Source organism: Pedomonas sp. (genome assembly GCF_036515995.1).
In the GTDB taxonomy this organism is placed as follows: domain Bacteria; phylum Pseudomonadota; class Alphaproteobacteria; order Sphingomonadales; family Sphingomonadaceae; genus Pedomonas.
On record NZ_DATBUP010000187.1, the window covers coordinates 1 to 24550 of the forward strand.

At 64.7% G+C, this 24550-nt stretch carries 17 protein-coding genes; 7 read left to right on the plus strand and 10 right to left on the minus strand.

Annotation, left to right across the window (positions count from 1 at the left end; translation table 11 throughout):
* The 5 genes from VIG90_RS13935 to ilvD all read left to right on the plus strand — a co-directional run.
* A partial coding sequence (locus VIG90_RS13935; protein WP_331594126.1) for a valine--tRNA ligase occupies positions 1-1812 on the plus strand: 1812 nt, incomplete at its 5' end.
* A gap of 1457 nt (positions 1813-3269) precedes the next feature.
* Complete coding sequence (locus VIG90_RS13940; RefSeq protein WP_331594127.1) at positions 3270-5399, plus strand: PAS domain S-box protein; 2130 nt, start codon at positions 3270-3272, stop codon at positions 5397-5399.
* Positions 5389-5790 carry a response regulator gene (locus VIG90_RS13945; protein ID WP_331594128.1) on the plus strand — a complete coding sequence of 134 codons (402 nt, stop codon included), beginning with the start codon at positions 5389-5391 and terminating at the stop codon, positions 5788-5790. Before VIG90_RS13940 ends, VIG90_RS13945 begins: the two co-directional genes overlap by 11 nt.
* Before the next feature lie 288 nt (positions 5791-6078).
* Positions 6079-6825: an N-formylglutamate amidohydrolase gene (locus VIG90_RS13950; protein ID WP_331594129.1), complete on the plus strand. Its 747-nt coding sequence runs from the start codon at positions 6079-6081 to the stop codon at positions 6823-6825.
* 64 nt (positions 6826-6889) lie between these two features.
* Complete coding sequence (gene ilvD, locus VIG90_RS13955; RefSeq protein WP_331594130.1) at positions 6890-8605, plus strand: dihydroxy-acid dehydratase; 1716 nt, start codon at positions 6890-6892, stop codon at positions 8603-8605.
* 671 nt (positions 8606-9276) lie between these two features.
* Here the strand turns inward: ilvD and VIG90_RS13960 are convergent.
* The 7 genes from VIG90_RS13960 to VIG90_RS13990 form a co-directional block, all read right to left on the minus strand.
* A complete protein-coding gene (locus VIG90_RS13960) occupies positions 9277-10038 on the minus strand; it encodes a THxN family PEP-CTERM protein (RefSeq protein ID WP_331594131.1) in 762 nt (253 codons plus the stop codon).
* A gap of 510 nt (positions 10039-10548) precedes the next feature.
* Positions 10549-11349, minus strand: coding sequence for an exodeoxyribonuclease III (locus tag VIG90_RS13965; protein WP_331594132.1), 801 nt, complete (start codon positions 11347-11349; stop codon positions 10549-10551).
* Between the two features lie 41 nt (positions 11350-11390).
* Positions 11391-11726, minus strand: coding sequence for an iron-sulfur cluster insertion protein ErpA (gene erpA / locus VIG90_RS13970; RefSeq protein ID WP_331594133.1), 336 nt, complete (start codon positions 11724-11726; stop codon positions 11391-11393).
* Positions 11727-11900: 174 nt separating this feature from the next.
* A complete protein-coding gene (locus VIG90_RS13975; RefSeq protein ID WP_331594134.1) occupies positions 11901-12923 on the minus strand; it encodes a M23 family metallopeptidase in 1023 nt (340 codons plus the stop codon).
* Positions 12924-13165: 242 nt separating this feature from the next.
* Entirely contained in the window at positions 13166-13996 is an 831-nt protein-coding gene (locus tag VIG90_RS13980) for a ferritin-like domain-containing protein (protein ID WP_331594135.1), read from the minus strand.
* A gap of 48 nt (positions 13997-14044) precedes the next feature.
* The gene (locus VIG90_RS13985) at positions 14045-14533 is read right to left on the minus strand and encodes a peroxiredoxin (RefSeq protein WP_331594136.1); all 489 of its coding nucleotides are present in this window, start codon (positions 14531-14533) and stop codon (positions 14045-14047) included.
* Positions 14534-14540: 7 nt separating this feature from the next.
* A complete protein-coding gene (locus tag VIG90_RS13990; protein ID WP_331594137.1) occupies positions 14541-17423 on the minus strand; it encodes a bifunctional [glutamine synthetase] adenylyltransferase/[glutamine synthetase]-adenylyl-L-tyrosine phosphorylase in 2883 nt (960 codons plus the stop codon).
* Between the two features lie 83 nt (positions 17424-17506).
* On the opposite strand from VIG90_RS13990, the gene VIG90_RS13995 reads away from it, so the two are divergent.
* The gene (locus VIG90_RS13995) at positions 17507-20548 is read left to right on the plus strand and encodes an AsmA-like C-terminal domain-containing protein (protein ID WP_331594138.1); all 3042 of its coding nucleotides are present in this window, start codon (positions 17507-17509) and stop codon (positions 20546-20548) included.
* 192 nt (positions 20549-20740) lie between these two features.
* Here VIG90_RS13995 and tyrS read toward each other — a convergent pair whose 3' ends face one another.
* Complete coding sequence (gene tyrS / locus VIG90_RS14000) at positions 20741-21967, minus strand: tyrosine--tRNA ligase (protein WP_331594139.1); 1227 nt, start codon at positions 21965-21967, stop codon at positions 20741-20743.
* A gap of 71 nt (positions 21968-22038) precedes the next feature.
* Between tyrS and VIG90_RS14005 the strand changes: the two genes are divergently transcribed.
* Positions 22039-23190 (plus strand): anhydro-N-acetylmuramic acid kinase, encoded by a 1152-nt coding sequence (locus VIG90_RS14005; RefSeq protein ID WP_331594140.1) that lies wholly within the window; start codon positions 22039-22041, stop codon positions 23188-23190.
* Between the two features lie 12 nt (positions 23191-23202).
* Here the strand turns inward: VIG90_RS14005 and VIG90_RS14010 are convergent, their stop codons facing one another.
* A complete protein-coding gene (locus VIG90_RS14010) occupies positions 23203-23628 on the minus strand; it encodes a hypothetical protein (RefSeq protein ID WP_331594141.1) in 426 nt (141 codons plus the stop codon).
* Between the two features lie 144 nt (positions 23629-23772).
* Positions 23773-24420 (minus strand): alpha/beta hydrolase, encoded by a 648-nt coding sequence (locus VIG90_RS14015; RefSeq protein WP_331594142.1) that lies wholly within the window; start codon positions 24418-24420, stop codon positions 23773-23775.
* Positions 24421-24550: the final 130 nt, after the last annotated feature.

Genomic DNA, 24550 nt, shown 5'->3' on the forward strand with positions numbered 1-24550 from the left:
AACGACTTCGCCGTCGGCCAGCGCCACAAGCTGCCGATGATCAACATCTTCGATGCCGAAGCCCGCGTCATCGCCGCCGAGGGCGTGCCGTCCAAGTTCGTCGGGCTGGACCGGTTCGAGGCCCGCAAGCAGGTTCTGGGCGCGCTGGAGGCTCTGGGCTTCGTCGAGAAGATCGAGCCCAAGACCATCCAGATGCCCTATGGCGACCGCTCCGGCGTCGTCATCGAGCCGTGGCTGACCGACCAGTGGTACGTCGATGCCAAGACGCTGGCCGGGCCCGCCATCGAGGCGGTGCGCGAAGGCCGCACGAAGTTCGTGCCCGAGGGCTGGTCCAAGACCTATTACAACTGGATGGAGAACATCGAGCCGTGGTGCGTCTCCCGCCAGCTGTGGTGGGGTCACCAGATCCCGGCATGGTACGCGCCGGACGGCTCCGTATTCGTGGCGGAAACCGAGGAAGAGGCCTACGCGCTGGCCAACGAGACCTGCGGCCCCGGCGTTGAACTGCGCCGCGACGAGGACGTGCTCGACACCTGGTTCTCCTCCGCCCTGTGGCCGTTCGGCACCCTCGGCTGGCCGGAGCAGACGGAAACGCTGCGGCGCCACTACCCGACCGACGTGCTCATCACTGGCTTTGACATCATCTTCTTCTGGGTTGCCCGGATGATGATGCAGGGCATCGAGTTCATGGGCACCGAGCCGTTCCACACGGTGTACTGCCACGGTCTCGTCCGCGACGAGAAGGGCGCTAAGATGTCCAAGTCCAAGGGCAACGTGGTCGACCCGCTGACCCTGATGGACAAGTTCGGTGCGGACGCGCTGCGCTTCTTCATGTGCGCCATGGAAAGCCAGGGCCGCGACATCAAGCTGTCGGAGGCGCGCATCCAGGGCTACCGCAACTTCGGCACCAAGCTGTGGAACGCTTCGCGCTTCTGCCAGATGAACGGCATCGGCGGCTCGGAAGGGCCGACCCCGCCCAAGGCGAGCCTGCCGGTTAACCGCTGGATCATCGGCGAAGTGGCGGCGACCGTTGCCGAAGTAGAGAAGGCCTATGCCGCCTACCGCTTCGACGATATCGCCACCAACATCTACAGCTTCGTCTGGGACCGCTTCTGCGACTGGTATCTCGAGCTCATCAAGCCGGTACTGAACGGCGAGAACGAAGCCGAGAAGGCGGAAACCAAGGCGGTGGCCGGCTGGGTGCTGGACCAGATTCTGGTTCTTCTGCACCCGATCATGCCGTTCATCACCGAGGAGTTGTGGAACTCGCTGGCCGAGAGCCGCGACACCCGGCTCATCACCGCGGAGTGGCCCAGCGTTCCGGCCGACGTGATCGATGCCGAGGCGGTGGCCGACACATCCTGGCTGATCAACCTGATCTCCGCCATCCGCTCGGCCCGTACCGAGCTGAACGTGCCGCCTTCGGCCAAGATCAACGCCGTCGTCACCGGCGCCAAGGCCGAGACCATCGTGCGTCTCAAGCACTATGAGCCGGCACTGCTGCGTCTGGCCCGGCTTGAGAGCATCAACCCCGGCGAGGGCGTTGATGCCGGCTCGATTCAGGTGGTGGTGGAAGAAGCCACCTATCTGCTGCCGGTCGCAGACATCATCGATCTCGATGCGGAGAAGTCCCGTCTCGCCAAGAGCGTCGAGAAGGCCCGCAAGGAGCAGGGGGGCATCGAAGGCCGTCTCAACAACCCGGCCTTCCTCGAGAAGGCCAAGCCCGAGGTGGTGGAAGAGGCCCGCGAGAAGCTGGCCGATCTCTCCGCCCAGATCGAGCGGCTGGAAAACGCCCTCAAGTCGCTCGGCTGACGCGGGATAGCAGCAGGTCTTGGGGCAGGGGCAGGTTTGGAGCGGATCTGCCCCGGTCCGGACGGGGAAGGCGGCGCCGGGCCGGACGTCTCTTCCTGCGCGCAGGCGCACAGGCGAAGCGCTGGGGAGGGAGCTTCCCTCTCGGAGCCGTAAGGCCCCGTGCTTCCCGCACGGGTTTTCCCCGCCCTGATGCCTGTCCCCTTGGGACTTCATCCCCGGAAGCTCCCCCATTCCCGGAAGCTGCCCCATTCCCGGAAGCTCCATTGCCACGTCGGGCTGCGTCATCCTCGACTCTCCCTGGACTGTGCTTTTCTGGCCAGAGCCCCGCTCTGACGAAATCGGACTGTGGCTCCGAAGTCTTTGTCTGTTCGGACTTTTTTAACGCGAGGCGTTCGACCTCGCCCGCAGGATGCTCCAGCGGCTGCTCTTCAGGCGCATGCCCTGCGATGGGCTTGTTTTCTCGGAACCGGACACCCTGCCGGGTAATGCCTCAGGAGGGGCTTCTGCACCTCAGTCCTGCTCTGGGGCCTAGCCGCGTGATTTTCGTCAGGCGGCTTTGGCGTACGGGCAGGGAGGCGTTTGCCTGTGCCGTTAGGCGTTGGTCTTCCCGGCTTTACTGTCTTCAGCCATGACCTTGCAGTCGAATGTCTCCAGCCCGAACAAAAAGAAGCCGGGAACGGAGAGGCCTATGCTGAAGGAAGTCGATGTAATTCTTTTGAATGAATCTGGTTTCACTGACCTGATCCCTTAATAGACCTGAACCTTAATGGACCTTACCCGTATTAGATCTGGTCCATTGTTCTGATTGCCTCTGGAGTGAAACATAAGGGAAACACTGCAATCTGTCTTTATTATAAAGAAGAGTTTGAATTTTAATCTGTTATAATTACTTAAGGTAGACATCCGTCTTCTGCTTAGCCGGAAGTGATTGTGTTTGCCTCGCTTTCGGGACGACGCTTAAGTCCGGAGCCGAGGCGTAGAGCAAATATCTGCCGTCCAGATGCTGCTGGACTCCTGAGACCAACAGGCCCCGGCTGCCGGCGAACAATGCGAACCCCCTGCGTGCCTCCCGCCGGGAGAGTACGACGCATCTCCGGCCGACCCCCCGGTCTGTTCCGCTGCGTTGTTCCATTTTACAGGCTCCCATGTGCCCGTTTGCCGCGTTGAATGGATGCCTTTGGCTTGTGCTTGCTACTGGCCAGAAAAGAGCACGTCTGGAACGGGTTGATTTGTTCGTATCAGGTGTCACACTCGGGCCGTGCCGATAGGCCCGGACAGTTCGCGAACCCGGCCGAAAATTCATCTGGCATAACATCTTGGCAGCTGGCGGGATCATGAGCTCTACAGGAAGCGGTATCGATGTTCCTCTGAGAGCGGTCGAGAACGGCCGGCACGATGGGGACCTGTTCAGCTCCTTGGCTGACGGCCGCTTACCCGGGCTGCCCGGTTTCACGGATATGCCGGCTGGCCTACTTGATGCCATTCCGGTTGCAATCCTGATTGCAGATGCAGACGGGCGGCTTGTCCGCTTCAACCGCCGGGCCGCGCAGCTCTGGGGCGAGGCTCTTCAGCCGGGCGTTCGTCTGGAGGAGTGCAGCGCTCTTCAGATCTTGTCTGCAAAGGGTGAGCTGCTGCCCTATGCCGAAACGCCGGTTGCCCGGGCGCTACGCACCGGCGTGCCTGAGGCGGAGCGGGTGCTGGAGCTTGGCTTGCCGGGCGGCGGCCGCGCGGTTTGTCTGGTCAACAGCGAGCCGCTGCGCGATGGGCAGGGCGCACTCTCGGGCGCCATCTGCTGCTTCCAGGACATCACGCACGTCCATGGCGGCCGCGGTGCGCCGGAGAACAGCCTTCCGGATACGGAGGACTTCTTCGAGAACGGGGCGGTCGGCCTCCATCTGGTCGCGGTCGATGGTACGATCCTGCGCGCCAATCAGGCCGAGCTGGATCTTCTTGGCTATACGCGGGAGGAGTATGTCGGCCGCTCGATCCGGGATTTTCATGCGGATGAGGAGGTCATCGCCGACATTCTCGCGCGGTTGTCCCGGGGTGAGCAGCTGGACAAGTATCCGGCCCGGCTCCGTGCAAAGGACGGCTCGATTCGCCACGTGCTGATCACCTCGAATGTAAATTTCCAGAGCGGCGAGTTCGTCAATAGCCGCTGCTTTACCGTCGACGTCACCGCATGGCGTCAGTCGCAGGCCCTTTATGCCGAGGCCGAGCGGCGCCTTGCCGCTACATACGAGGCGGCGCCCCTTGGCATCGCGGAGATTGATGCAGAGGGACGGCTCGTCCAGCTGAACGGCGCGTTCGAGCGGATCTTCGGCTACAGCCGGGATGAACTGCTTGGGCGCGATTTCCACGGTATCGTGCACCCTGACCCGGCCGCCTGCGGGGGCACCTGCCGGGAGCAGGCCGCGGGGTCAGTCGACGGCAGCCCGATGATAACCCGTCACAAGCGCCGGGATGGGAGCGAGATCTTCATCCGCATCATGGCATCAGCCGTTCGGAACGAGGCCGGCGAGGTCGGGTACGGCGTTCGCATTGTCGAGGATGTGACGGAGCGCAAACAGGCTCTGGACCGGATCGAAGAGAGCGAGCGGTTCTCGCGCGAGTTGCTCGAGGCGCTGCCGGTCGCCATCTACACCACCGACATGGATGGCAGGATCAACTTCTACAACGAGGCCGCCGTCGAACTGTCCGGGCGTCGGCCCGAACTGCACAGCGACAAGTGGTGCGTCACCTGGCGGCTGTATCACAGCGACGGCACGCACATGGAGCATCGGCAGTGCCCCATGGCGCATGCGCTCCTGACCGGCGAGGAGCTTCGGGGCATCGTTGCCCTGGCGGAACGGCCCGATGGAGCGCGCGTGCCGTTCATGCCTTTCCCTAAGCTGCTGCGAAATGCGGCGGGCGAAGTGGTCGGCGCGATCAACATGCTGGTCGACATGACCGAGCGCAAGCGCGCCGAGGACGAACAGCGGACCCTGATCGACGAGCTCAACCATCGGGTGAAGAACACGCTGGCGACCGTGCAGTCGATCGCCGCGCAGACCATGCGCTCGACGCCGGAGAATTTCGCCCGCAACTTCGAGAGCCGCCTGATGGCGCTCAGCGCGGCGCACAATCTGCTGACCCGCCGCCGCTGGGCCGGCGTCGGGCTGGTCGAGTTGCTGGAATCCCAGCTGGCGGCCCATGGCTGTCACGAGGGGCGTGTTCAACTCGACGGGCCGGAAATCATGCTCGACCCCCGCGTCGGCGTGCTTCTGGGCATGCTCGTGCACGAGCTGGCGACCAACGCGGCGAAATACGGCGCTCTGTCACGCCCTGAAGGCTCGGTGCGGCTGAGCTGGGCGGTTGCCCCGGGGCCGGACGGCCTGAGCCAGGCCGGCGGGCAGCGCTTGCAACTGCTCTGGCAGGAGCAGGGTGGTCCGGCCGTCGAGCCGCCGTCCCGCAAGGGGTTCGGAACCCGTCTGCTGGAGCGCAGCGTGAAGCTGGACCTGCGTGGTCGGTGCGATCTGCGTTTCGAGCCGGCCGGGGTTCGGTGTCGTATCGATATACCGCTTGTTCAGGGTGGCTATGCCAGTTGATCTTCAGGGTTTACGCGTCCTGTTCGTCGAGGACGAGAGCATCGTTGCCATGCTGACCGAGGACATGCTGTCCGATCTGGGCTGCGAACTCAGCGCCGTTGCCGGAAACGTGGAAGATGCCTTGGTGGCCGTGGCGGCAGGCGGGTTCGACATCGCCCTGCTCGACATCAATCTGGCAGGCGCCAAGGTGTTTCCGGTGGCGTCCGCCCTCGACCGGCTCGGCATCCCGTTCGCCTTTGCCAGCGGTTACGGCGGGGCCGGAGTGCCGGTGGAATTCGCGGGCGTGCCGGTTATTGCCAAGCCGTTCACGATCATGGATCTCGCCTGGGTTCTGCAGGCGGCTTTTGCTCGCGGCAAGGCAGGATGCGCCGTCCCTCAGGTCAGCCCCTGACATCCGCCGGGCTGCGGGTGATGCGCAGCTCCCGCCGGTGCACCCTATGCCTGGGTTCGTCCTGCTGTGGCAGGGCGGTGGCGGACCAAGCGTGCTGACGGCAGCGACAGTGTGCAACCGCCCGAAGTGTTCCGGAACGGAGGAAGTCTGTCGGCCCGGCCAGAATGCGCCTCACCGAATTGGCGGTTGCGCCTCCGGCCCGATGCGCTAAAGCCAAGCCCTGTCTCGTTGACATTCCCCCACTGGCGTCATGCCGCCAGCGCCATTGCTTCTTCAGGGTCGTGACGAATGCTGATCCCGGTGTCATCCGGTCCCCGGAAAACCTATCTCACCAATCGCCTGCTATTTGTGGCCGACCACGCCACCAACTTCATCCCCGAGTCCTATGGCAATCTCGGTGTGGACGAGGCGAATCTGCAGGAGCACATCGCCTGGGACATCGGCACGCTGGACGTGGCCCGCGCCGTGCGCAACCGCACCGGCGGGCGGCTGCTGCGCGCGCCCGTGTCACGCCTGCTGATCGACCTCAACCGCGACCCCAGCCACCCCGGCCTCATTCCGGAATCCTCCGACGGCATTCTCATCCCCGGCAACATGGGGCTGGCCCCGGAAGAGCGGCAGCGGCGACTGGAGCAGTATTTCCACCCCTATCACAGTACCCTCTCGGCCGAGATCGACGCCATGCTGGAGGCGGACGACAAGGTGGCGCTGGTGTCCATGCACAGCTTCACGCCCAAGCTGAACGGTCACGGCATGAATGGGCAGGCGCGGCCGTGGCACGTGGGGATCCTCTACAATCAGGACGACCGGCTTGCCCGCCGCGCCATCGACTGGCTGCGCCGCGAGCCCGGCCTGATCGTTGGCGACAACGAGCCCTATTCGGGGCGTTTGCTCAACTACACGATGGACCGCCACGCCGAGGCGCGGGGGCTGCCCTATCTCTCCATCGAGATCCGGCAGGATCTGATCTCGACGCCTGAGGGCATTGCGGACTGGAGCGAGCGCCTCTCGGCCCTGCTGCGCTTCCTGCTGTAGCCCCGGAACCCGCGACCGTCCTGTCGGCTTCTTCGGGAAAGGGAAGCCGTCAGGAGAGTGCGCCATGCCCATCGACAAGTCGAGGCTGCCCAGCCGCCATGTCACGGTGGGGCCGGACCGCGCCCCGCACCGGTCGTATTACTACGCCATGGGGCTGACCGAGGCCGACATCGACAAGCCCTTCGTCGCCATCGCCTCCGCGGGCAACGACAGCGCGCCATGCAACACCACCCTCAATGCGCAGGCGGACATCGCGCGGGAAGGGGTGATCGCGGCAGGCGGCACGCCGCGCCGCTTCAACACCATCACCGTGACGGACGGCATCGCCATGGGCCATCAGGGCATGAAGTCCTCGCTCGTCAGCCGCGAGGTCATTGCTGATTCCGTCGAGCTGTCGGTGCGCGGCCACTGCTATGATGCGCTCATCGGCTTTGCCGGGTGCGATAAGTCTCTGCCCGGCATGATGATGGCGATGCTGCGCCTGAACGTGCCCTCCGTCTTCGTCTATGGCGGCTCCATCCTGCCGGGCCGTTACCACGGGCGGGACGTGACGGTGGTTGACGTGTTCGAGGCCGTGGGCCGGTATGAAGCAGGCAACTGCCCCCTGCAGGATCTGCATGAGCTGGAGAAGGTGGCGTGCCCCGGGCATGGCGCGTGCGGTGGGCAATATACCGCCAACACCATGGCCTGCGTGGCGGAGGCCATCGGCCTGTCGCTGCCTAATTCCAACATGGCGCCCGCGCCCTACGAGAGCCGGGCGGACATCGCCCGTGCCGCTGGCCGCGCCGTCATGGCACTGGTTGAGGCGAGCATCCGCCCGCGAGACATCTGTACCCGCAAGGCGTTCGAGAACGCCGCAACCGTCGTGGCCGCCACGGGCGGCTCCACCAACGCGGCGCTGCACCTGCCTGCCATGGCCAACGAATGCGGCATCGACTTCGACCTGTTCGACGTGGCGGCCATCTTCAAGCGTACGCCATACATTGCCGACCTGAAGCCGGGCGGCCGGTACGTGGCGAAGGACATGTACGAGGCCGGCGGCATTTACATGGCGATGAAAACCCTGATCGAGGGCGGCTTCCTGCACGGGGACTGCCTCACCGTCACCGGCAGGACATTGGCCGAAAACCTCGAGGAGATCAGCTGGAACCCCAAGCAGAAGGTCATCCGCCCTGTGGCTGACCCCATCACGCCCACCGGCGGCGTTGTGGGCCTGCGCGGCTCGCTCGCGCCGGATGGGGCAATCGTGAAGGTGGCGGGCATGCAGCACCTGGCCTTCTCCGGTCCGGCACGCGTGTTCGATTGCGAGGAGGATGCCTTCCGCGCGGTCGAGCGCCGGGAATACAGGGAAGGGGAGGTGCTCGTCATTCGCTACGAGGGGCCGAAGGGCGGGCCCGGTATGCGCGAGATGCTCTCCACCACTGCGGCGCTCTACGGGCAGGGTATGGGCGAGAAGGTCGCCCTCATCACGGACGGTCGGTTCTCCGGCGCAACCCGGGGCTTCTGCATCGGTCACGTTGGCCCGGAAGCAGCGGATGGCGGGCCGATCGGCCTGCTGCGAGATGGCGACATGATCCATATCGACGCCGAGCGCGGCACCATCGATGTAGACCTGTCAGAAGACGAACTGGCCGAACGCCGCCGGGCGTGGACGCCGCGCCGGACAGACTACAACTCCGGTGCAATCTGGCGTTTTGCCCGCAACGTGGGCCCGGCCTGTCTCGGGGCGGTCACTCATCCGGGGGCGCGCAACGAAACTCACGTGTACGCAAATATCTGACAGTCGGATAAAATCGATCAACCCGGGCGAACCTTATCCGCAGTTTTGATAATCAGTGCGCGTCGCTCTTCTGTGTTCAAAAGAGCGACGCGTTGTGTTTAGCACGCGTACCCGATGGCGGATTTTCGCATGTTTCGGCGAGAACTCGCCGGGGGTCCTCCCCTCGGGAAGTTTTCGGGAATTGCCTCGGGCAACTCCCACCTCCGGTTTTGTGAGTGTTGCGTTCTGTCGCTTCGCTTGCTGTTGCGTACCGGTTTGTATGTGCGGTTTGTCTTAAAGGGCTCAGGCAGGGCTAGGAGCAACTTTCGAGCAGGGCGTCCGCTCTGCGGTTAAGGAAGTGCGACCAGTAAAGATCTGGAGCCGCAAACAGGCTCCGGGCCGCACGGCCATTGAAGGCGGGAGGGCAACCTCCGGCTGCAAGGCATTCTGTGAGTAGTGTTGCGTTCTTGGCGTTCGGTTGCGTTCGTCGCGTACAGTTGTGTTTTGTGTTGCGTACGTTGAGTTGCTTTCTGTCTGTCCTCGGCCGGTGACGGACCCCATTTTGGGGTTCTGTCGCCGGTTCGCGAGGCACCTTTCGCGCCGGGCGGGGCGAAAAATACAGAATTCGCAAATGACAAAGGGCGCCTTTCGGCGCCCTTTGCGTTTCTTCCCGTGCTTGTGCGGAAAGCGGTTTAGGCCTTGCGACGACGACGCGCAGCAAAACCGAGGCCGACCACACCTGCGCCGAGCAGGGCAAGAGCACCCGGCTCCGGAATCTGCTGTGCGGTGATGAGGATGCGGGTCTCAAGAACCGAGGTCAGGTTCTCCTGGGTCAGGAAGTACAGCTCGGCATCGCCGTCGCCATCGATATCGTCGAAGAAGATCTGGCCGCCGGCGAACTCACCGAACGTCAGCGTGGCGGTATAGAGGAAGTTGTCGCGAATGAACTCGACAGCCAGCTCCTCGGGGTTCTGCAAGATGAAGATGTCGTCGCAAACGGAAATCGAGTTCTCGAGGCAGGGCTCCTCGTTCAGGGTTTCCTCGAAGTCGATGAAGAAGGTCTGCAGGAAGCCTTCACCGGCGCCGCCGCCAGCCGGCGTGAATTCCACGTCGATCTGCAGGTCGGTCGATTCCAGGCTCGGCCCGGTCACGAGCGGGAAGTTGTTGTGGGTAATGGTGGCACCAGCGCCGCCGGTGGCCGAGTTGGTCACGATGGTGCCGTCGAGCTCGCGGGTCACGCGCAGATTGCTCTGGCCGCCCGTCGTCGGGGTGCCCCACTCCAGAACGTCTTCGTTGCCGTCGACGAAGTTCGTCACCGCATCGGAGGGTTCCCAGTTTGCCCAGTTGGCAACCACCGAGTAGTCCCACTCCTCGATGAGCTGGGCCGAAGCCACAGTCGGAAGGGTGCAAAGGCCGGCGGCTGCAACACCCAGAAGCAGTTTACGAAGTTTCATTTCCGTCTCCCAAGCTCTTTATGCCTTCAGGCATGTTTGTTTTGGCGAGGGAAGAGAAGCAACGTTTGTGCCAATTTGGAAAATACTGACAAATTCAACGGCTTGTCTCCAAACCGGATATATCCGCCCTGTAACATCGTAAACCTTGCCGACGCCAGGCGGTGCCTTTTCCAAAAATTGGCGAAAAACTGCGAAAATTTGGAATCCGAACAAGGTTTGCTGAAAGCAGGCAGGCGAGGCCCTGCGCCCACCCATCCTGTGGCCGGGCAAGCTTGAGTATAACCAAAAAGGTGAAAATGGCGCAAAACTCACCGGTCCGCCTGAAGGATCTGGCGGAGGCGCCGAGCTGGATTGTTGTTAGTAACGGAAATGATATTTCAAAGTTCCACGAGGGTTTGCCACGTGCACGGCCCCTTGGAGCCCTCTGGCCAAAACGACAGTACGCCCGGAAAGCGGCTTCCGGGCGTACTGCATTTCAGCAAAACAGTTGAGCGCGCGGGTCTTGCGCCGTTATGCGGCCGGAGCGGCTTTCGTCGCGGCGTCCTTCAGCTCGCACCACACCGGCGTATGGTCCGAAGCCTTCTCGCGCCCGCGCGGCTTGCGGTCGATGCCTGCGGCCACCAGCCGGTCTGCGGCCTGCGGCGAGAGCAGCAGGTGATCGATGCGGATGCCCCAGTCCTTGTTCCAGGCAGCGGCCTGGTAGTCCCAGTAGGTGAAGGCATGGCCCTTGGGCTGGAAGGTGCGGATGGCATCCGTGAAGCCCAGCCACATCAGTTCATGGAACAGGGCGCGGGATTCCGGCTGGGTGAGGGCATCGCCCGCCATCTTGGCCACGTCCCACACGTCCTCGTCTGTCGGACAGACGTTGTAGTCGCCCAGAAGCACGTAGGGACGCTCACGGGTCAGCTCGGCCCTGGCGTGTTCGATCAGGCGGCGCATCCAGCCGAGCTTGTATTCAAACTTGGGGCCGGGCTGAGGGTTGCCGTTGGGCAGATAGAGGCAGCCCACGCGCACGTCCCCGCCAACAGTCGCCTCGATGAAGCGGGACTGCTCGTCCGTGTCGTCGCCCGGCAGTCCGGTCGAGACGTCCTCCAGCCCGATCCTGCTCAGGATGGCAACGCCGTTGAAACCCTTCTGGCCCAGGACCGCGCACTGATACCCGCGCGACTCAAACTCCAGCCGCGGGAAGTTGTCCGTCTGGCACTTGATCTCCTGCAGGCAGGCCACGTCCGGCTTGAACTCGTCCAGCCATTCCAGAAGGCGGGGCAGGCGTGCGCCGATCCCGTTAATGTTGAAGGTTGCAATGCGCACGAACGGCCCCGTTTGCTTGAAGATTGGTCAGGTCTGTCAGGTCAGATCGAGAAGGACGTGCCGCAGCCGCAGGACGACTGGGCGTTCGGGTTATTTACCTGAAAGGACGCTGCCCCCAGCGTTTCCACGAAATCGACCTCCGCGCCTTCCAGCAGCGGCAGGCTGACGGCATCCACCACCATGGTCACGCCATTGCGCTCCACCACGGTATCGTCGGGCTGCACGGTCTCATCGAAGCCGAACTTGTACTGGAAACCGGAACAGCCGCCGCCGTCCACCGACAGGCGCAGCTTGAGCCGGGGATTGCCCTGCCGCTCGATAAGCGTGGCGATCCGCTTGGCTGCTGCCTCCGACAGGGCAACGTTGGGTTGCGACATGCTGTTTCCTCCTCATGGCGGCCACAAGCCGCCCCTTTGATCTCCCGCCTGATCTAAGGAAGATGGGGGCGGAATTCAATCGGCAGCCGCCGCGACGAAGCTGGGCGGGCAGGGCAAAGCCGCGAACGGTGTGTTTCAACCGTGCGCTTCAGCCCCTGAGCGTGGCTCAAATCCTTAGCCCTGCGCCTCTTGGGCCCGCTTCTGGATGGCCAGCAGATCATCAGCGGCCTTGAGGAACGTGATCGGGTTCAATGCCCGGTCCTCATAGCGCACTTCATAGTGCAGGTGCGTGCCGGTCGAGCGGCCCGTCGAGCCCATCAGGCCGATCACCGTGCCCGGTGCAACCCGTTCGCCTGCTCGCGCCTTGATGGAGGAGAGATGCCCGTACCGCGTTACCATACCCCGGCCATGGTTGATCTCGATCATCTGGCCATAGGCGCCCCAGTAGGCCGCGCGCGTCACGATACCGCCTGCGGCAGCGAGGACCGGTTCGCCGTGCCGCCCGGCAAGGTCGACGCCGTTGTGGAAAGCGCCGCCGCCGGTAAACGGGTCATGCCGATAGCCGTAGCCGCTGGAGTGGCTGTAGGACTTCACCGGCACAATGGCTGGAATGGAGAGGGTCGCCCGCTCAAGCGAATCCAGCCGGTTCCAGGAGGCGATCAGGTTCTTGAACGGCGTCTCGAACGCGCCGGAGAAGCTCTTGCCGTGCTTGTCGGCGAAGTTGGCCTCGATGAACGGGCCGCCGATGGCAGTCGGACGCAGGTTCGCCGGAGACTGGCCCACCAGACGGCGGCTGTTGAGGCCAAGCCGTTTCATCATCGCCTCGGTTTCCTTGATCCGCGTCTCCGCGGCAAGGCTGGCGGACTGGATGAGCGCCAGTTGCTGCTGTTCGTAGCTGCGGTAGCGGTGCAGTTCGACCGAGCCGTCGCTCATGCCAGGGCCGATCCGGCTCGGGTCCGTGGCAGCGTTGCCCGCATCGGCAGTCTGGGTTCGGCCGGTCTTCGGCTCCAGACGGCGGTTCAGCAGGTCGAGCAGCAGTTGCTGGCGGGTTTCGATCCGGCTGGCGACCTGGGTAATATCGCCTTCCATGGCCTCGACGCGCCGTTCGCGTTGGTCGAGTTCGAAGTGGCGGACCACGGAGGTGACGCCTACGACCGTCACGCCGCCGAACAGCGCAACCACGCTCGCAGTGGCCATGATCTGCTGAAGCGTTGAGATTTTTAAGAAACGGACGTCGCCGTCTGTCCTGAAATAGATCTGCCGCTCAGGGAAGATACGGGCGGCTTTATCCTTACAGACCCGGAGCAGGCCTTTGAATTTCTCCACGGTGCGAGCTCCTGCTGTTGCACTCTTAAGGCGAGCCGGCTTGCGCGCCGGCGATCCCGTTTGTCCTTCTCCAGCCGCGTGGTGCGGCATGGTAAATTCGGCGCGTGTTTTACTCAGGCTTGGCTCGTTCCTGCAAGAGGGTGATAAAACTCGGGCGATAAACCGGCCTCTAATCGCGCGCTGTCGTTAAAGGGCGGTTTCAGTTCGCCGCGGAAATAACGCCGTACTGCATCCTGAAAAGCGGGTGCCGGCTCTACGCCTGCCAACTCGCACTGATACCGGAACCATTTGTTGCCGGCGGCAACGTGACCGATCTCATCCCGGTAGATGCGGCCCAGGATTTCTGCGCTTTTCCGGTCATCGGCCTTCTCCAGCCGCTCGATGGTCTGGGGCGTAACGTCCAGCCCTCGTGCCTCCAGAACCATGGGCACGACGGCCAGCCGGGCCAGCAGATCATGGGACGTGACCTGCGCGGCTTCCCACAAACCATCATGGGCGGGCAAAGCGCCGTAATGACTGCCGAGTTCCATCAGCCTGTCGCTTATCAGCAAAAAATGCAGTGATTCTTCGTCCGCCACCTTCACCCAGTCGTGCGAGAACTGGCGTGGCAGTTTCATGCCGAAGCGGGCGATCAGGTCCCACGCCAGGTCGATCGCGTTCAACTCGATATGCGCCAGAGCATGCAGCAGGTTGATGCGGGAAGACAGGGAGCCGGCCTTGCCGCGCTTGGGCATCTGGTTGGCGCGCAGCAGTTGCGGATACTCCGGCCGGGCTGGGCGTTCCGGGGGCAGGGCGCCGAACGCCCACGTCAGCCGCCCCTCGCGCCAGGCCTGCGCGTGCTGCTGGGAAAGCCGGGTCTTCTCAATGGCATCGGCCGTGTTCAGCACATCAATGGCGGCCTGGCCAAGCGTGGCCAGCCGTTCAGGCTGCGGGGTGTCGGACATGATGTGGGAACCTTCGATCAAACGCTCTGCAACTTTACAACGGGTAGATTAGCCGAGGGCCTTCACGGCCTTCAGTACCGCGGTGGCGTGGCCGTTCACCTTCACCTTGCGCCACACCTGACGCACCACGCCTTCGCTGTCGATGAGGAAGGTGGCGCGCTCGATGCCCATGTACTTGCGGCCGTACATGTTCTTCTCCACCCACACGCCATAGGCCTGGATGGTCTCCAGTTCCGGGTCCGCGCCCAGCTCGACCGTCAGGTCGTACTTGGCGCGGAACTTCTGGTGGGAGGCAATGCTGTCCTTGGAAACGCCGATGATGACCGCGCCCGCCGCGTCGAACTCGGCCTTGAGTTCGGAGAACGCCTTGGCTTCCGAGGTGCAGCCCGAGGTATCGTCCTTCGGGTAGAAGTACAGCACCACGGCCTTGCCCTTCAGGTCTGCCAGATTGACGGTGCGGCCATCGTCCAGCGCAAGCGAGAAGTTCGGGGCGGGGGCTCCAACCTCAACGGCAGCGGCTTCAATCGTCGTCGTCATTGTCTGTTCATCCCTTCTGGCGGGGGCGTGGCGTGCCGAACACCACGCTCCAGCTTGCAATCACCGAGTCACAGGCCTTGGATAGCGCCGCTTCCGTGTTGCGCAAGCCCGTCTTGCCAAGTCCGCGCGCAAGCGTGCCCGCCATGCTGGGGTTGATGTCGACGGTCTCCGGCGGCTTTTCAAACCCCACGCGCATCACGGACTGGGCGGTGGAGAGGCATTCATACGCCTCCGCCAGCGCCTTCGCCGTCTCCTTGGGCAGCAAATCCGTCCGGGCCAGGTTGGCCAGAATGGCGGCAGGGGAGCCCAGCGGCGGCAGTGCGCCGCCCGGCGCTTCCCGCAGGGTCAGGTACTGGGCGATGAACTCCAGATCGATCAGTCCGCCGCGCCGCCGCTTCACATCCCAGGGCGTGCGGGCGGGCAGATGCTTGTCCATCTCCGCGCGCATCTCCAGCACATCCCTTTTCAGCTTGGCCGGATCGCGCGGCTGGCGGATCACGTCCGCAATGCCCTCCAGCAGCGCGGAGCGGGCGGCCTCGGGGCCGTAGATCACCCGCGCCGGGGTCAGGGCCATGTGCTCCCACGTCCAGGCTTCCTTGCGCTGGTACTGAAGGAAGCTCTCCACCGTCACCGCCAGCATGCCCTGCTGGCCGGAGGGGCGCAGGCGCGTGTCCACCTTGTAGAGCCCGCCCGCCGCCGTCTGCGCCGAGAGCGCGGTGATGACCCGCTGCGCCAGCCGGTTGAAGTAAAGCGCGGCCGAAAGCGAGGAGGAGCCGTCGGACGGCGTGTCGTGCTCCCCGGTGAACAGGAACACGATGTCGAGGTCCGAGCCCGCCGTCAGGTTGGCGCTGCCATAGCGTCCGAGGGCAAGGATGATCAGCTCGCCCCCCGGCACCCTGCCATGGCGGCGGCTGAAGGTTTCGACGGTCGCATCCGTCAGCGCCTGCACAGCAAGATCCGCCAGCAGGCTGTAGGAAACCCGGGCCTGCTCCGGCGAGAGGGTGCGCTCCAGCAGGCCGACGCCGATCAGGAACTGGTTCTCCGCCACCCAGCGCCGGGCCTCGTCCAGCTTGCCTTCCAGATCCTCGTAATGCTGCAACCGAAGCCTAAGGGACTGGCCCAGCAGCTCCACATCCGCCAGCGTCATGGACGCGCCGGGGTCCAGCAGCGTGTCGAGCAGTTCGGGCGTGCGGCGCAGGGCATCCGCCACGGGCGGGGCGACCGTCAGCAGCTTGGCCAGCAGCGGCAGGAGGCGCGGATTGCTCTTGAACAGGGAGAAGATCTGCACGCCCGCGGGCAGGCCCGACAGGAAGTCGTCGAAGTGCATCAGCGCCGCGCGCGGATCGTGGGTGCGCGCCAGCGCCTGCGCGATCTGCGGCAGGGTTTCCTCCAGCAGCGAGCGCGCCCGGTCGGAGCGCATCGCCCGGTAGCGGCCGGAGCGCCACTTTTCGATGACCGGCGCGCCTTCGCCCGGCGGCAGGTCGTGGCTCGCCAGCCAGCTTGCCAGCGCCTGCGCCTCCACCGGAACCTTGGGAGCCTGATCGGCGGCCGGTTCCACCAGCTGGTCATAGAGCTTGGCAACCGCATTGCCGTGCCGGCGGATCGCGGCCGCCAGTTCCCGCACGCCCCGGTAGCCGCAGAAGCGGGCGAAGTCCTTTGCCGCATCCTCGTCATCGGGAATGCTGTGGGTCTGGGCATCGTCCACCATCTGCAGCCGGTGCTCGATGGCCCGCTGGAAGCGCAGCGCCGCCTCCAGCGTCTCGGCTTCCCTCGGGCTGACCTTGCCCGTGGCCACCAGAGCGTTCAGCGCTTCCAGCGTCGGGCGCAGGCGCAGCCGCTCATCGCGCCCGCCATGGATCAGCTGATGCAGCTGAACGAAGAACTCCACCTCGCGGATGCCGCCGCGCCCGCGCTTCACGTCATAGCCGTAGAGCTCGATCTCGGTCTGGTCGAAGTGCTCGCGGATGTGCAGGGACATGTCGCGGATGTCCCGCACCACCGTATAGTCGAGCGAGCGCCGCCAGATGAACGGGCGGATGTCGTGGAGGAAGGTCTCGCCCAGCGCGATGTCGCCCGCCACCGGCCGGGCGCGCACGAAGGCCGAGCGCTCCCACGGCTGCGCGGCGGACTGGTAGTAGGTCTCCGCGCCCAGCACGGACAGCGCCAGCGGCGTCACGTCCGGATCGGGGCGCAGGCGCAGGTCCACCCGGAACACATAGCCGTGGTAGGTGCGCGAGGACAGGCAGCTCACCAGCTTCTGGGAGATCTTCACCGCCGTCGTCTGCGCATCCTCGTTGCGGCGGCTCCTGGCCAGCGTCTCCGGGTCAAACAGCAGGATCAGGTCGATGTCGGACGAATAGTTCAGCTCGCAGCTGCCCAGCTTGCCCAGCGCCAGCACCGTAAAGCCGGTGTGGTCGCTCGCGCCCGTCACCTCGCGGCAGGCGGCCCGCAGCGCCATGTCGGTCGCAAGGCCCGCAAGCTCGGCCAGCGCCCCGGTCACGCGCTCCAGCGGCCAAAGGTTGGCGATGTCCGCCAGCGCCGTTGCCAGCGCCACGTCCGCCTTGGCCTGCCGTAGCGCGATCATCATCTCGTCCATGCTGAGCGCATCCGGGTCGAGCGCGGCGACCCGCTTCAGCGCCTGCTCCACCACCGCCTCCGGGCCTTGCGTGAGCAGCAGGCGGATGCGGGCCTCGTCGTCGCGGATCAGGCCCTTGAGAAAGGGCGAATACTGCCACGCGTGGGCCATGGCACTGATCAGCGGATGCGTCTCGATCTGCTCGGCGGGCAGGGAGGGGTCGGGGCCGAGCATGTCCTTGAGGATGGTCTTGCTGATTTTCCCGGCAGGCGAGCAGAGCGGGAACAGGAGCCGGTCTTGCGACGAGTTTGGCATCAATTCTATCCACTTGGACAACCAATCACGTTATAGGCCCCCGAGGGCAGGCTGTCAGCGGAAAGGCGCAGAGTTTGGCGCGGTTGCGTAAGGTTTTGATCGGGGCAGGGATAATCGGCGTCACCGCCGGTGCCGTTGCTGTCGGTCTGGCCTGGCTGTGGCGCGCTGAAGTCGATGCCCCATGGCTGCGCGAAGCCATTGAATCCGAAATCGAAGCCGCCGTTCCCGGCCTCTCCGTCAGCCTCGGCGACATCCGCGTGCGCCATCTGCCGTGGCGGGAGAGCGTGCGGGTTGTGGTGGAAGCGTCCAGGCTCGGCTACCGCGATGAACTCTCCGGCACCATCGGCCGCCTCGTGGTCGAGATCGACCGCAACAGTCTGGTGCGCGCCGCGCCGCGCCTGAAGTCCCTGCGCGCCAGCGACGTCGCGCTTTCCGCCCTCTGGGATCGGGAAGACGTGCGCGCCATGCTGGAAGAGCCGGGCAGCGGCAAGATTCCCCACATGCCATGGATGGAGGGGCTGGAGCGGCTGGCCCTGCGCGATGTCACCGTCGCGCTGACCGAGCAGCAGAGCCGCGTCGCCCACCGGCTCAGCCTGACCCACGGAGATATCAGCGCGGTGCCGACCGGGCGGCTCAAGGCCGTCGTCGTTTCCCGGCTTGACGGGCCGCAGCACAGCGCAACCTTGAAGCTCGACGGCCATGCGGTGCCGTTCGGCCCTTGGTCGCTGAAAGCCTCCCTTGGTACCGAAGGCGTGACCGGCCTTGCCGGGCCCGTGCATCCGGTGCTCAATGGCCGCACCATCGATGTGCCGCTCTACGTCAGCGCGCAGATCGAGGCGGACGACGTGATCTCGTTCACGGCCGATGTCACCGCCAGCCAGGGCCGTCTCGTCTTCCCCGAATTCTGGAAGCAGCCCGTCGAGGTGGGCAATCTCTCCGCCTCGCTGGCGTGGGACGGCACGGCGCAGCGCGCCACGGTCGATGCGCTCTCTGCCGTGGTCGGCGGAGTGAAGGTCACGGGCAGCAATGCCTTCTGGAGCCGCGAGCAGCACGCAGCGCAGCTTCGGGTGGGGCCTGTCACCACCCGCCAGCTGCACCGCCTCTGGCCGCAGGGCGTCATCGAGGGCGGACGCAAGTGGGTGGTGCGCAATCTCTCGGCCGGCACCGTGCCCCGGCTCGACCTGACGCTCACGCGGGAAGGGCAGGACGAGAACGCCGATCTCGCCTTCGACTTTGAAAATCTCATCATCCACTACCGCAAGCCCATGCCGCCCGTCGTCAAGGGCACCGGCAAGGCCCGCCTGATCGGGGACACCCTGCGGTTCGATGTGGCGAAAGGAGAGATCAACGGCGTCGACGTGGCCGGTTCCGTCGTCAGCCTTGAGAACCTTGCCTCAAAGGGCGAGGCCGAGGCCGTCATCGGCATTCAGGGTCGGGGCTCCATCTATCGCCTGCTTCAGGTGCTGGACAGCGAGCCGCTTGGCTACATCACCGCCTTCGGCCTCAAGCCCACTGCCGTTGCGGGCCGCATGGCCATGACCGGCGAACTCACCGTGCCGCTGCGTTCGGACGTCGGCATGGACGACGTTGATTTCACCGGCGCCGCCGAGGGGTTCGACGTCGGCCTGCCGGATGTGCTCGACACCCACGATCTCACCCGCGGCGCGGTGCAGGTGACGGTGGACCGCAAGGGGTTGAAGGCGGAAGGCACTGCCTTTGTCGGCCCGCAGTTCGCCAACATTCTCTGGACGGAGAACTTCGTCCCGAACGGCAAGCCCTCCAGCCGCTACCATGTGGTTGCCCGCACGGATGGCGACCGGCTCACCCGCCTCGGCTATGACGGCATCGGCGCGCTGGTCGAAGGTCCGATCGATCTCACGCTCGATCTGGTCGGGCGCGGGCAGCTGATCGAGCACGGCCGGGTCGATGCCTCCCTGCTGGACAGCGCCATCAACATGCGCAACCTCGGCATCGTCAAGAAGCCGGGGGAGGCGGCGCGGGCCACCTTCAACCTCAAGCGCACCGGCACCCTCTATCAGGTCGAAGATCTGGAGGTTAAATCCGCGCGCTACCACGCCACCGGGCGCGGCGCGCTCGATCCGCAGCGGGAAACCCGCCAGTGGTTTCTCGATCGGGTGCAGACGCCCTATTACATCGCCGGGGCCGACATCCTCGATGTGGAAGGCCAGCCCATGCGCCTCGCCATCCGGGGCGAGGTGCTGGATGTGAAACCGCTGGTGGACAGCATCGTGACCGGAGACGGGTCCGATAGCGCTGCATCCGCCGCCTCAATGACAGCGGAGTCCGTCTGGCCGGACATGATTGGCGGCGGCAGCTTCAAGCGCGTGCTGCTCTACTACGGGCAGGAAGTGCGCAACGCTTCCCTCAGCTTCGAGACCAGCGCCAACCTGCTGACCGGCCTCAACTTCAGCGGCAAGCTGGATGGCACCTCAGATCTCTCGGCGCGGGTGGAAACCACAGGCTCCAAACGCCGCTTCCGGCTGGCGGCCTCGCAGGCGGGCGAGCTGGCCAAGGCGCTGGACTTCTACGCCAACGGCAACGGCGGCAGCCTTGTCGTGCAGGGAGACATGCGCGGCACCGGCCCGACGCTGGAGATGGACGGCACCATCCGCATGGAAGACTTCCGGCTGGTGGAAGCGCCCGTCCTCGCCAAGATCCTCGGCTTCGCCTCGCTCACCGGTTTGGCGGACACCCTCTCCGGGCGCGGCATCCGCTTCGAGACCGCCCGCGTGCCGTTCAACCTCCGGCGCGGCGTCTTCACGGTGGAGAAGGGGCGCATCACTGGCCCTGCGCTCGGCATCACCGTTGAAGGCCAGGTTCAGAAAAGCCTCGGCAGCGTCCACCTCAAGGGCGTGGTCGTGCCCAGCTACACCATCAATTCCTTCATCGGGAAGATCCCGCTGCTCGGCCCGCTCGTCACCGGCGGCAAGCACGAAGGGCTCATCGGCTTCAACTACCGCGTCGAGGGCGCCCTGCGCGAGCCCGAGATCACCGTCAACGCCGCCTCCGGCCTGACACCCGGCTTCCTGCGCCTGTTCCTCTCCGGCACCCCGGCCAAGGTGAAAGACGACACGCTGCCTGCACAAGACTCTTCAAATAACTGATTTTCAAATGATTTTTGTAGGGGTCTATAACCCCTGCGACCCCCTTCGCTTGTCGGGCCGCGGGTCCAGCGCGCACTGGATGCTCGGCCTAGCAGATTTAACGAAAGAAAAAGGCCGCGCCCTTCATGAAGGACACGGCCCTTTGAACTTCAGGGGGTGCAGGGGGTTACAGACCCCCTGCAAACAAAACTCTCAACCAGCTTCCACCAGACCATGGCGTTTCTTGCCGGCGGAGATCTTCACCGCCTCTGCGCCCAGCGCGATCACGAACGCTTCGTCCGCCACGGCTTCGCCGTTCACGCGTGCGCCGCCCTGCTTGATGAGACGGCGGGCTTCGCCCTTGGATGCGGCGAGGCCAAGCTGCACCATGGCGTCGGCCAGTGCGATCGAACCGGTGGCGGTGATGCGCGGCAGGTCTTCGCCGGCAGCGCCTTCCTCGAAGGTCTTGCGGGCGGTTTCCGCTGCGGCTTCGGCGGCGTCACGGCCGCGGGCCATGGCGGTCGCCTCGTTGGCGAGGATCTTCTTGGCCTCGTTGATTTCCGAGCCGCCGAGGGATTCGAGGCGCTTGATCTCGTCCAGCGGCAGTTCGGTGAACAGGCGCAGGAACTTGCCCACGTCAGCGTCTGACGTGTTCCGCCAGAACTGCCAGTAGTCGTAGGCGGGCAGCATCTCTTCGTTCAGCCACACCGCGCCGGAGGCGGTCTTGCCCATCTTGGAGCCGTCGGACTTGGTGAGCAGCGGCGTGGTCAGGCCGAACACTTCCTTCTGGGCCACGCGGCGGGTGAGTTCGACGCCGTTGACGATGTTGCCCCACTGGTCAGAGCCGCCCATCTGCAGGCGGCACTCGCGGCGCTGGTTCAGCTCCAGGAAGTCATAGGCCTGAAGAATCATGTAGTTGAATTCAAGGAACGACATCGGCTGCTCGCGCTCGAGGCGCAGTTTGACCGAGTCAAACGTCAGCATGCGGTTGACCGAGAAGTGGCGGCCCACGTCGCGCAGGAAGTCGATGTAGCCCAGCTTGTCCAGCCAGTCGGCGTTGTTCACCATGATGGCGTCCTGTGCGCCATCGCCGAAGGTGATGAACTTGTCGAAGATGGTGCGGATGCCGGCCATGTTGTCGGCGATGTCCGCGTCCGTCAGCATCTTGCGGGCCTCGTCGCGGCCGGTCGGGTCGCCGATGCGGGTGGTGCCGCCGCCCATCAGCACGATCGGCTTGTGGCCGGTCTTCTGGAGCCAGCGCAGCATCATGATCTGCACCAGAGAGCCCACGTGCAGCGACCTTGCCGTGCAATCGAAGCCGATATAGGCGGTGATGGGGCCCTTGGCGGCCAGTTCATCCAGTCCGACAGCGTCGGTCTGCTGGTGGATGAAACCACGTTCTTCGAGCGTCTTCAGGAATTCGGAACGGAACGTTGACATCACTCAAGCCTTCGGTCGATTTGTTCGCTAAGCATCATTCAGGGGCTCGCCCATAGCACACGGAGGCTTGTGTGGGAAATCCAACGATCGACACACCTACCATTGCTGTGGGCCTGATGTCCGGCACCTCGGCGGACGGTATCGACGCCGCGCTGATCGAGACGGATGGCGAGGGGTGGGTACAAGCCCTGGGGGCCATCGAGCTTCCCTATACGGACGAAACCCGCGCCCGCATCCGCGCCGCCACCCACGTCGCGCTGGCTCTGGAGCAGCCCCAGCCGCACGCCGTCATCGATGCCGTGGCGGAGGAGCTGACCCTCCTGCACGCCGAGGCGGTGGAGATGCTGCTGGCGCGCGTCGACGTGCCCCGCGATGCCGTCGGCGTCATCGGCTTTCACGGGCAGACGGTTGCCCACCGGCCCGATCAGGGCTGGACCTGGCAGATCGGCATCGGCGCGCTGCTGGCGGCCAGAACCGGCATTCCCGTGGTGCATGACTTCCGCAGCGCTGACGTTGCCGCGGGCGGGCAGGGTGCGCCGCTCATTCCCGTCTATCACCGCGCGCTGGTGCGGGCGGCGACCCTGCCGCTGCCGGTTGCCGTCCTCAACCTGGGCGGCGTCGGCAACGTCACGTGGATCGGCGAGGGCGAGGCTGACATGCTCGCCTTCGACACCGGCCCCGCCAACGGCCTGATTGATGACTGGATGCTGGCCCACACCGGCCACGCCATGGACAAGGACGGCGCAACGGCCGCCCGGGGCCGTGTGCACGCCGAGATCCTCGCCCGCATGTGCGACAAGGCGTGGTTCAACCTGGCCCCGCCCAAGTCGCTGGACCGGCATGACTTCTCGACTCTTCCCTGCGAGGGGCTGAGCGCGGAGGATGGCGCCGCAACGCTCACCGCCTTCACGGCGGAGACCGTGCGCCTTTCCGTCCAGCACATGCCGAAGCCGCCGCGCCAGTGGTTCGTCACCGGCGGCGGGCGGCGCAACGCCACGCTCATGAAGATGCTGGCCGAACGGCTGGGAGACGTGAGCAGTGTCGATGTTCTGGGCTGGCGCGGCGATGCCATGGAGGCGGAGGGCTTCGCCTACATGGCCGTGCGCAGCCTCAAGGGCCTGCCCATTTCCTTCCCCGGCACCACTGGCGTTGCCGAACCCCTGACCGGCGGCGTGCTGTGCCAGCCCTCTGGCGAGCAGTGCGGCAACCCAGATCAGGGTTAGGCAGACGCAGGCTTACTTCTTCGCTTCGGCTTCGCGGCGCTCGGCCTCGGCGAGCCGGTCGCCCAGCGACTGCAGGGCCTGACCCTTGGCGCCCATGAATTCGCCGCACTGCACGAACAGGGACTGCACCTTCTGCCCGTCCACCGTCTTCAGCGCCTTGGCTTCGTTGAAGGCGGAGGTTTCCATTTCCGCATCGGTCATCCGCCCGCTCACCCGGCCCAGGTAGAACAGGCCCGTCAGCATGGCGATCTGGCGCATGTTCTCGTCCGGCAGGGTCTGCTGCGCGGCCGAGGAAATCAGGAAGCAGCGCATGTCCATGGCAGGCGTCTGCACCGTCGCGGCCGGAGTCTGTGCCTCTGCCTTTGAGGCGGTGTCGGCGGCAAGGCTTGCCGTGGAGGCCGCAAGGGCGGGAATGAGTGCCAGATAACCCAGTTTCAAGGGAGCCTCCGCATGTGATGCGCCGGCATCCGTCCGGCGACTAGTTCATTTGTATTGAAATGAAAACTCTACGTCCGCGCAAACAAAAACGCCGGTCAGCGCTTGGGCGACCGGCGTTTTCATGAACTTTATTCGAGGCGTGTTTTATTGACCCGAGGCCAGACGCATATCGAGGTAGCGGTTCACGGATTCCGTCAGCTGCTCCAGCTCGTTCTCGAAGAAGTGGTTCGCGCCATCGATGGTGTCGTAATCGATGGTGATGTGCTTCTGGGTCTTGAGCTTGTCCACCAGCTTCTGCACCGCAGACGGCGTGACGATCTCATCGGCCGTGCCCTGAACCAAGAGGCCCGAGGACGGGCAGGGGGCGAGGAACGAGAAGTCATACAGGTTGGCGGGCGGCGCAACCGAGATGAAGCCGCGGATTTCCGGACGGCGCATCAGCAGCTGCATGCCGATCCACGCGCCGAAGGAGAAGCCGGCCACCCAGCACTGCTGCGCATCCGGGTTGAACTGCTGCATCCAGTCGAGCGCGGCCGCGGCGTCGGACAGCTCGCCGATGCCGTTGTCGAACGTGCCCTGGCTGCGGCCGACGCCGCGGAAATTGAAGCGCAGGACCGAGAAACCCCGGTTCACGAAATTGTAGAAGAGGTTGTAGACGATCTGGTTGTTCATCGTGCCCCCGAATTGCGGGTGCGGGTGCAGGATGATCGCGATCGGAGCGCCTTTTTGCTTCGCGGGCTGATACCGCCCCTCGATGCGGCCGGCGGGACCAGGGAAGATGACCTCGGGCATTCGGTGCAGACCTCTTGGGTGGCGGGAGGGTCGGGCAGCATGTGCGATCCCGGAGCCCGGCCTTGACTCAAGGCCGCGACATTCCCTACATCCGCTTTAGAATTATTCTAAAGACGGTCGCTCGCGGGTC

Excerpts from the sequence above, each read along its gene's own strand:
- ilvD (WP_331594130.1), top strand. The coding sequence starts at position 6,890 with ATGCCCATCGACAAGTCGAGGCTGCCCAGCCGCCATGTCACGGTGGGG.
- tyrS (WP_331594139.1), bottom strand. The coding sequence starts at position 21,967 with ATGTCAACGTTCCGTTCCGAATTCCTGAAGACGCTCGAAGAACGTGGT.
- VIG90_RS13985 (WP_331594136.1), bottom strand. The coding sequence starts at position 14,533 with ATGACGACGACGATTGAAGCCGCTGCCGTTGAGGTTGGAGCCCCCGCC.
- VIG90_RS13940 (WP_331594127.1), top strand. The coding sequence starts at position 3,270 with ATGCCGGCTGGCCTACTTGATGCCATTCCGGTTGCAATCCTGATTGCA.
- VIG90_RS14015 (WP_331594142.1), bottom strand. The coding sequence starts at position 24,420 with ATGCCCGAGGTCATCTTCCCTGGTCCCGCCGGCCGCATCGAGGGGCGG.
- VIG90_RS13980 (WP_331594135.1), bottom strand. The coding sequence starts at position 13,996 with ATGTCCGACACCCCGCAGCCTGAACGGCTGGCCACGCTTGGCCAGGCC.
- VIG90_RS13960 (WP_331594131.1), bottom strand. The coding sequence starts at position 10,038 with ATGAAACTTCGTAAACTGCTTCTGGGTGTTGCAGCCGCCGGCCTTTGC.
- VIG90_RS13975 (WP_331594134.1), bottom strand. The coding sequence starts at position 12,923 with ATGGCCACTGCGAGCGTGGTTGCGCTGTTCGGCGGCGTGACGGTCGTA.
- erpA (WP_331594133.1), bottom strand. The coding sequence starts at position 11,726 with ATGTCGCAACCCAACGTTGCCCTGTCGGAGGCAGCAGCCAAGCGGATC.
- VIG90_RS13950 (WP_331594129.1), top strand. The coding sequence starts at position 6,079 with ATGCTGATCCCGGTGTCATCCGGTCCCCGGAAAACCTATCTCACCAAT.
- VIG90_RS13990 (WP_331594137.1), bottom strand. The coding sequence starts at position 17,423 with ATGCCAAACTCGTCGCAAGACCGGCTCCTGTTCCCGCTCTGCTCGCCT.
- VIG90_RS13945 (WP_331594128.1), top strand. The coding sequence starts at position 5,389 with ATGCCAGTTGATCTTCAGGGTTTACGCGTCCTGTTCGTCGAGGACGAG.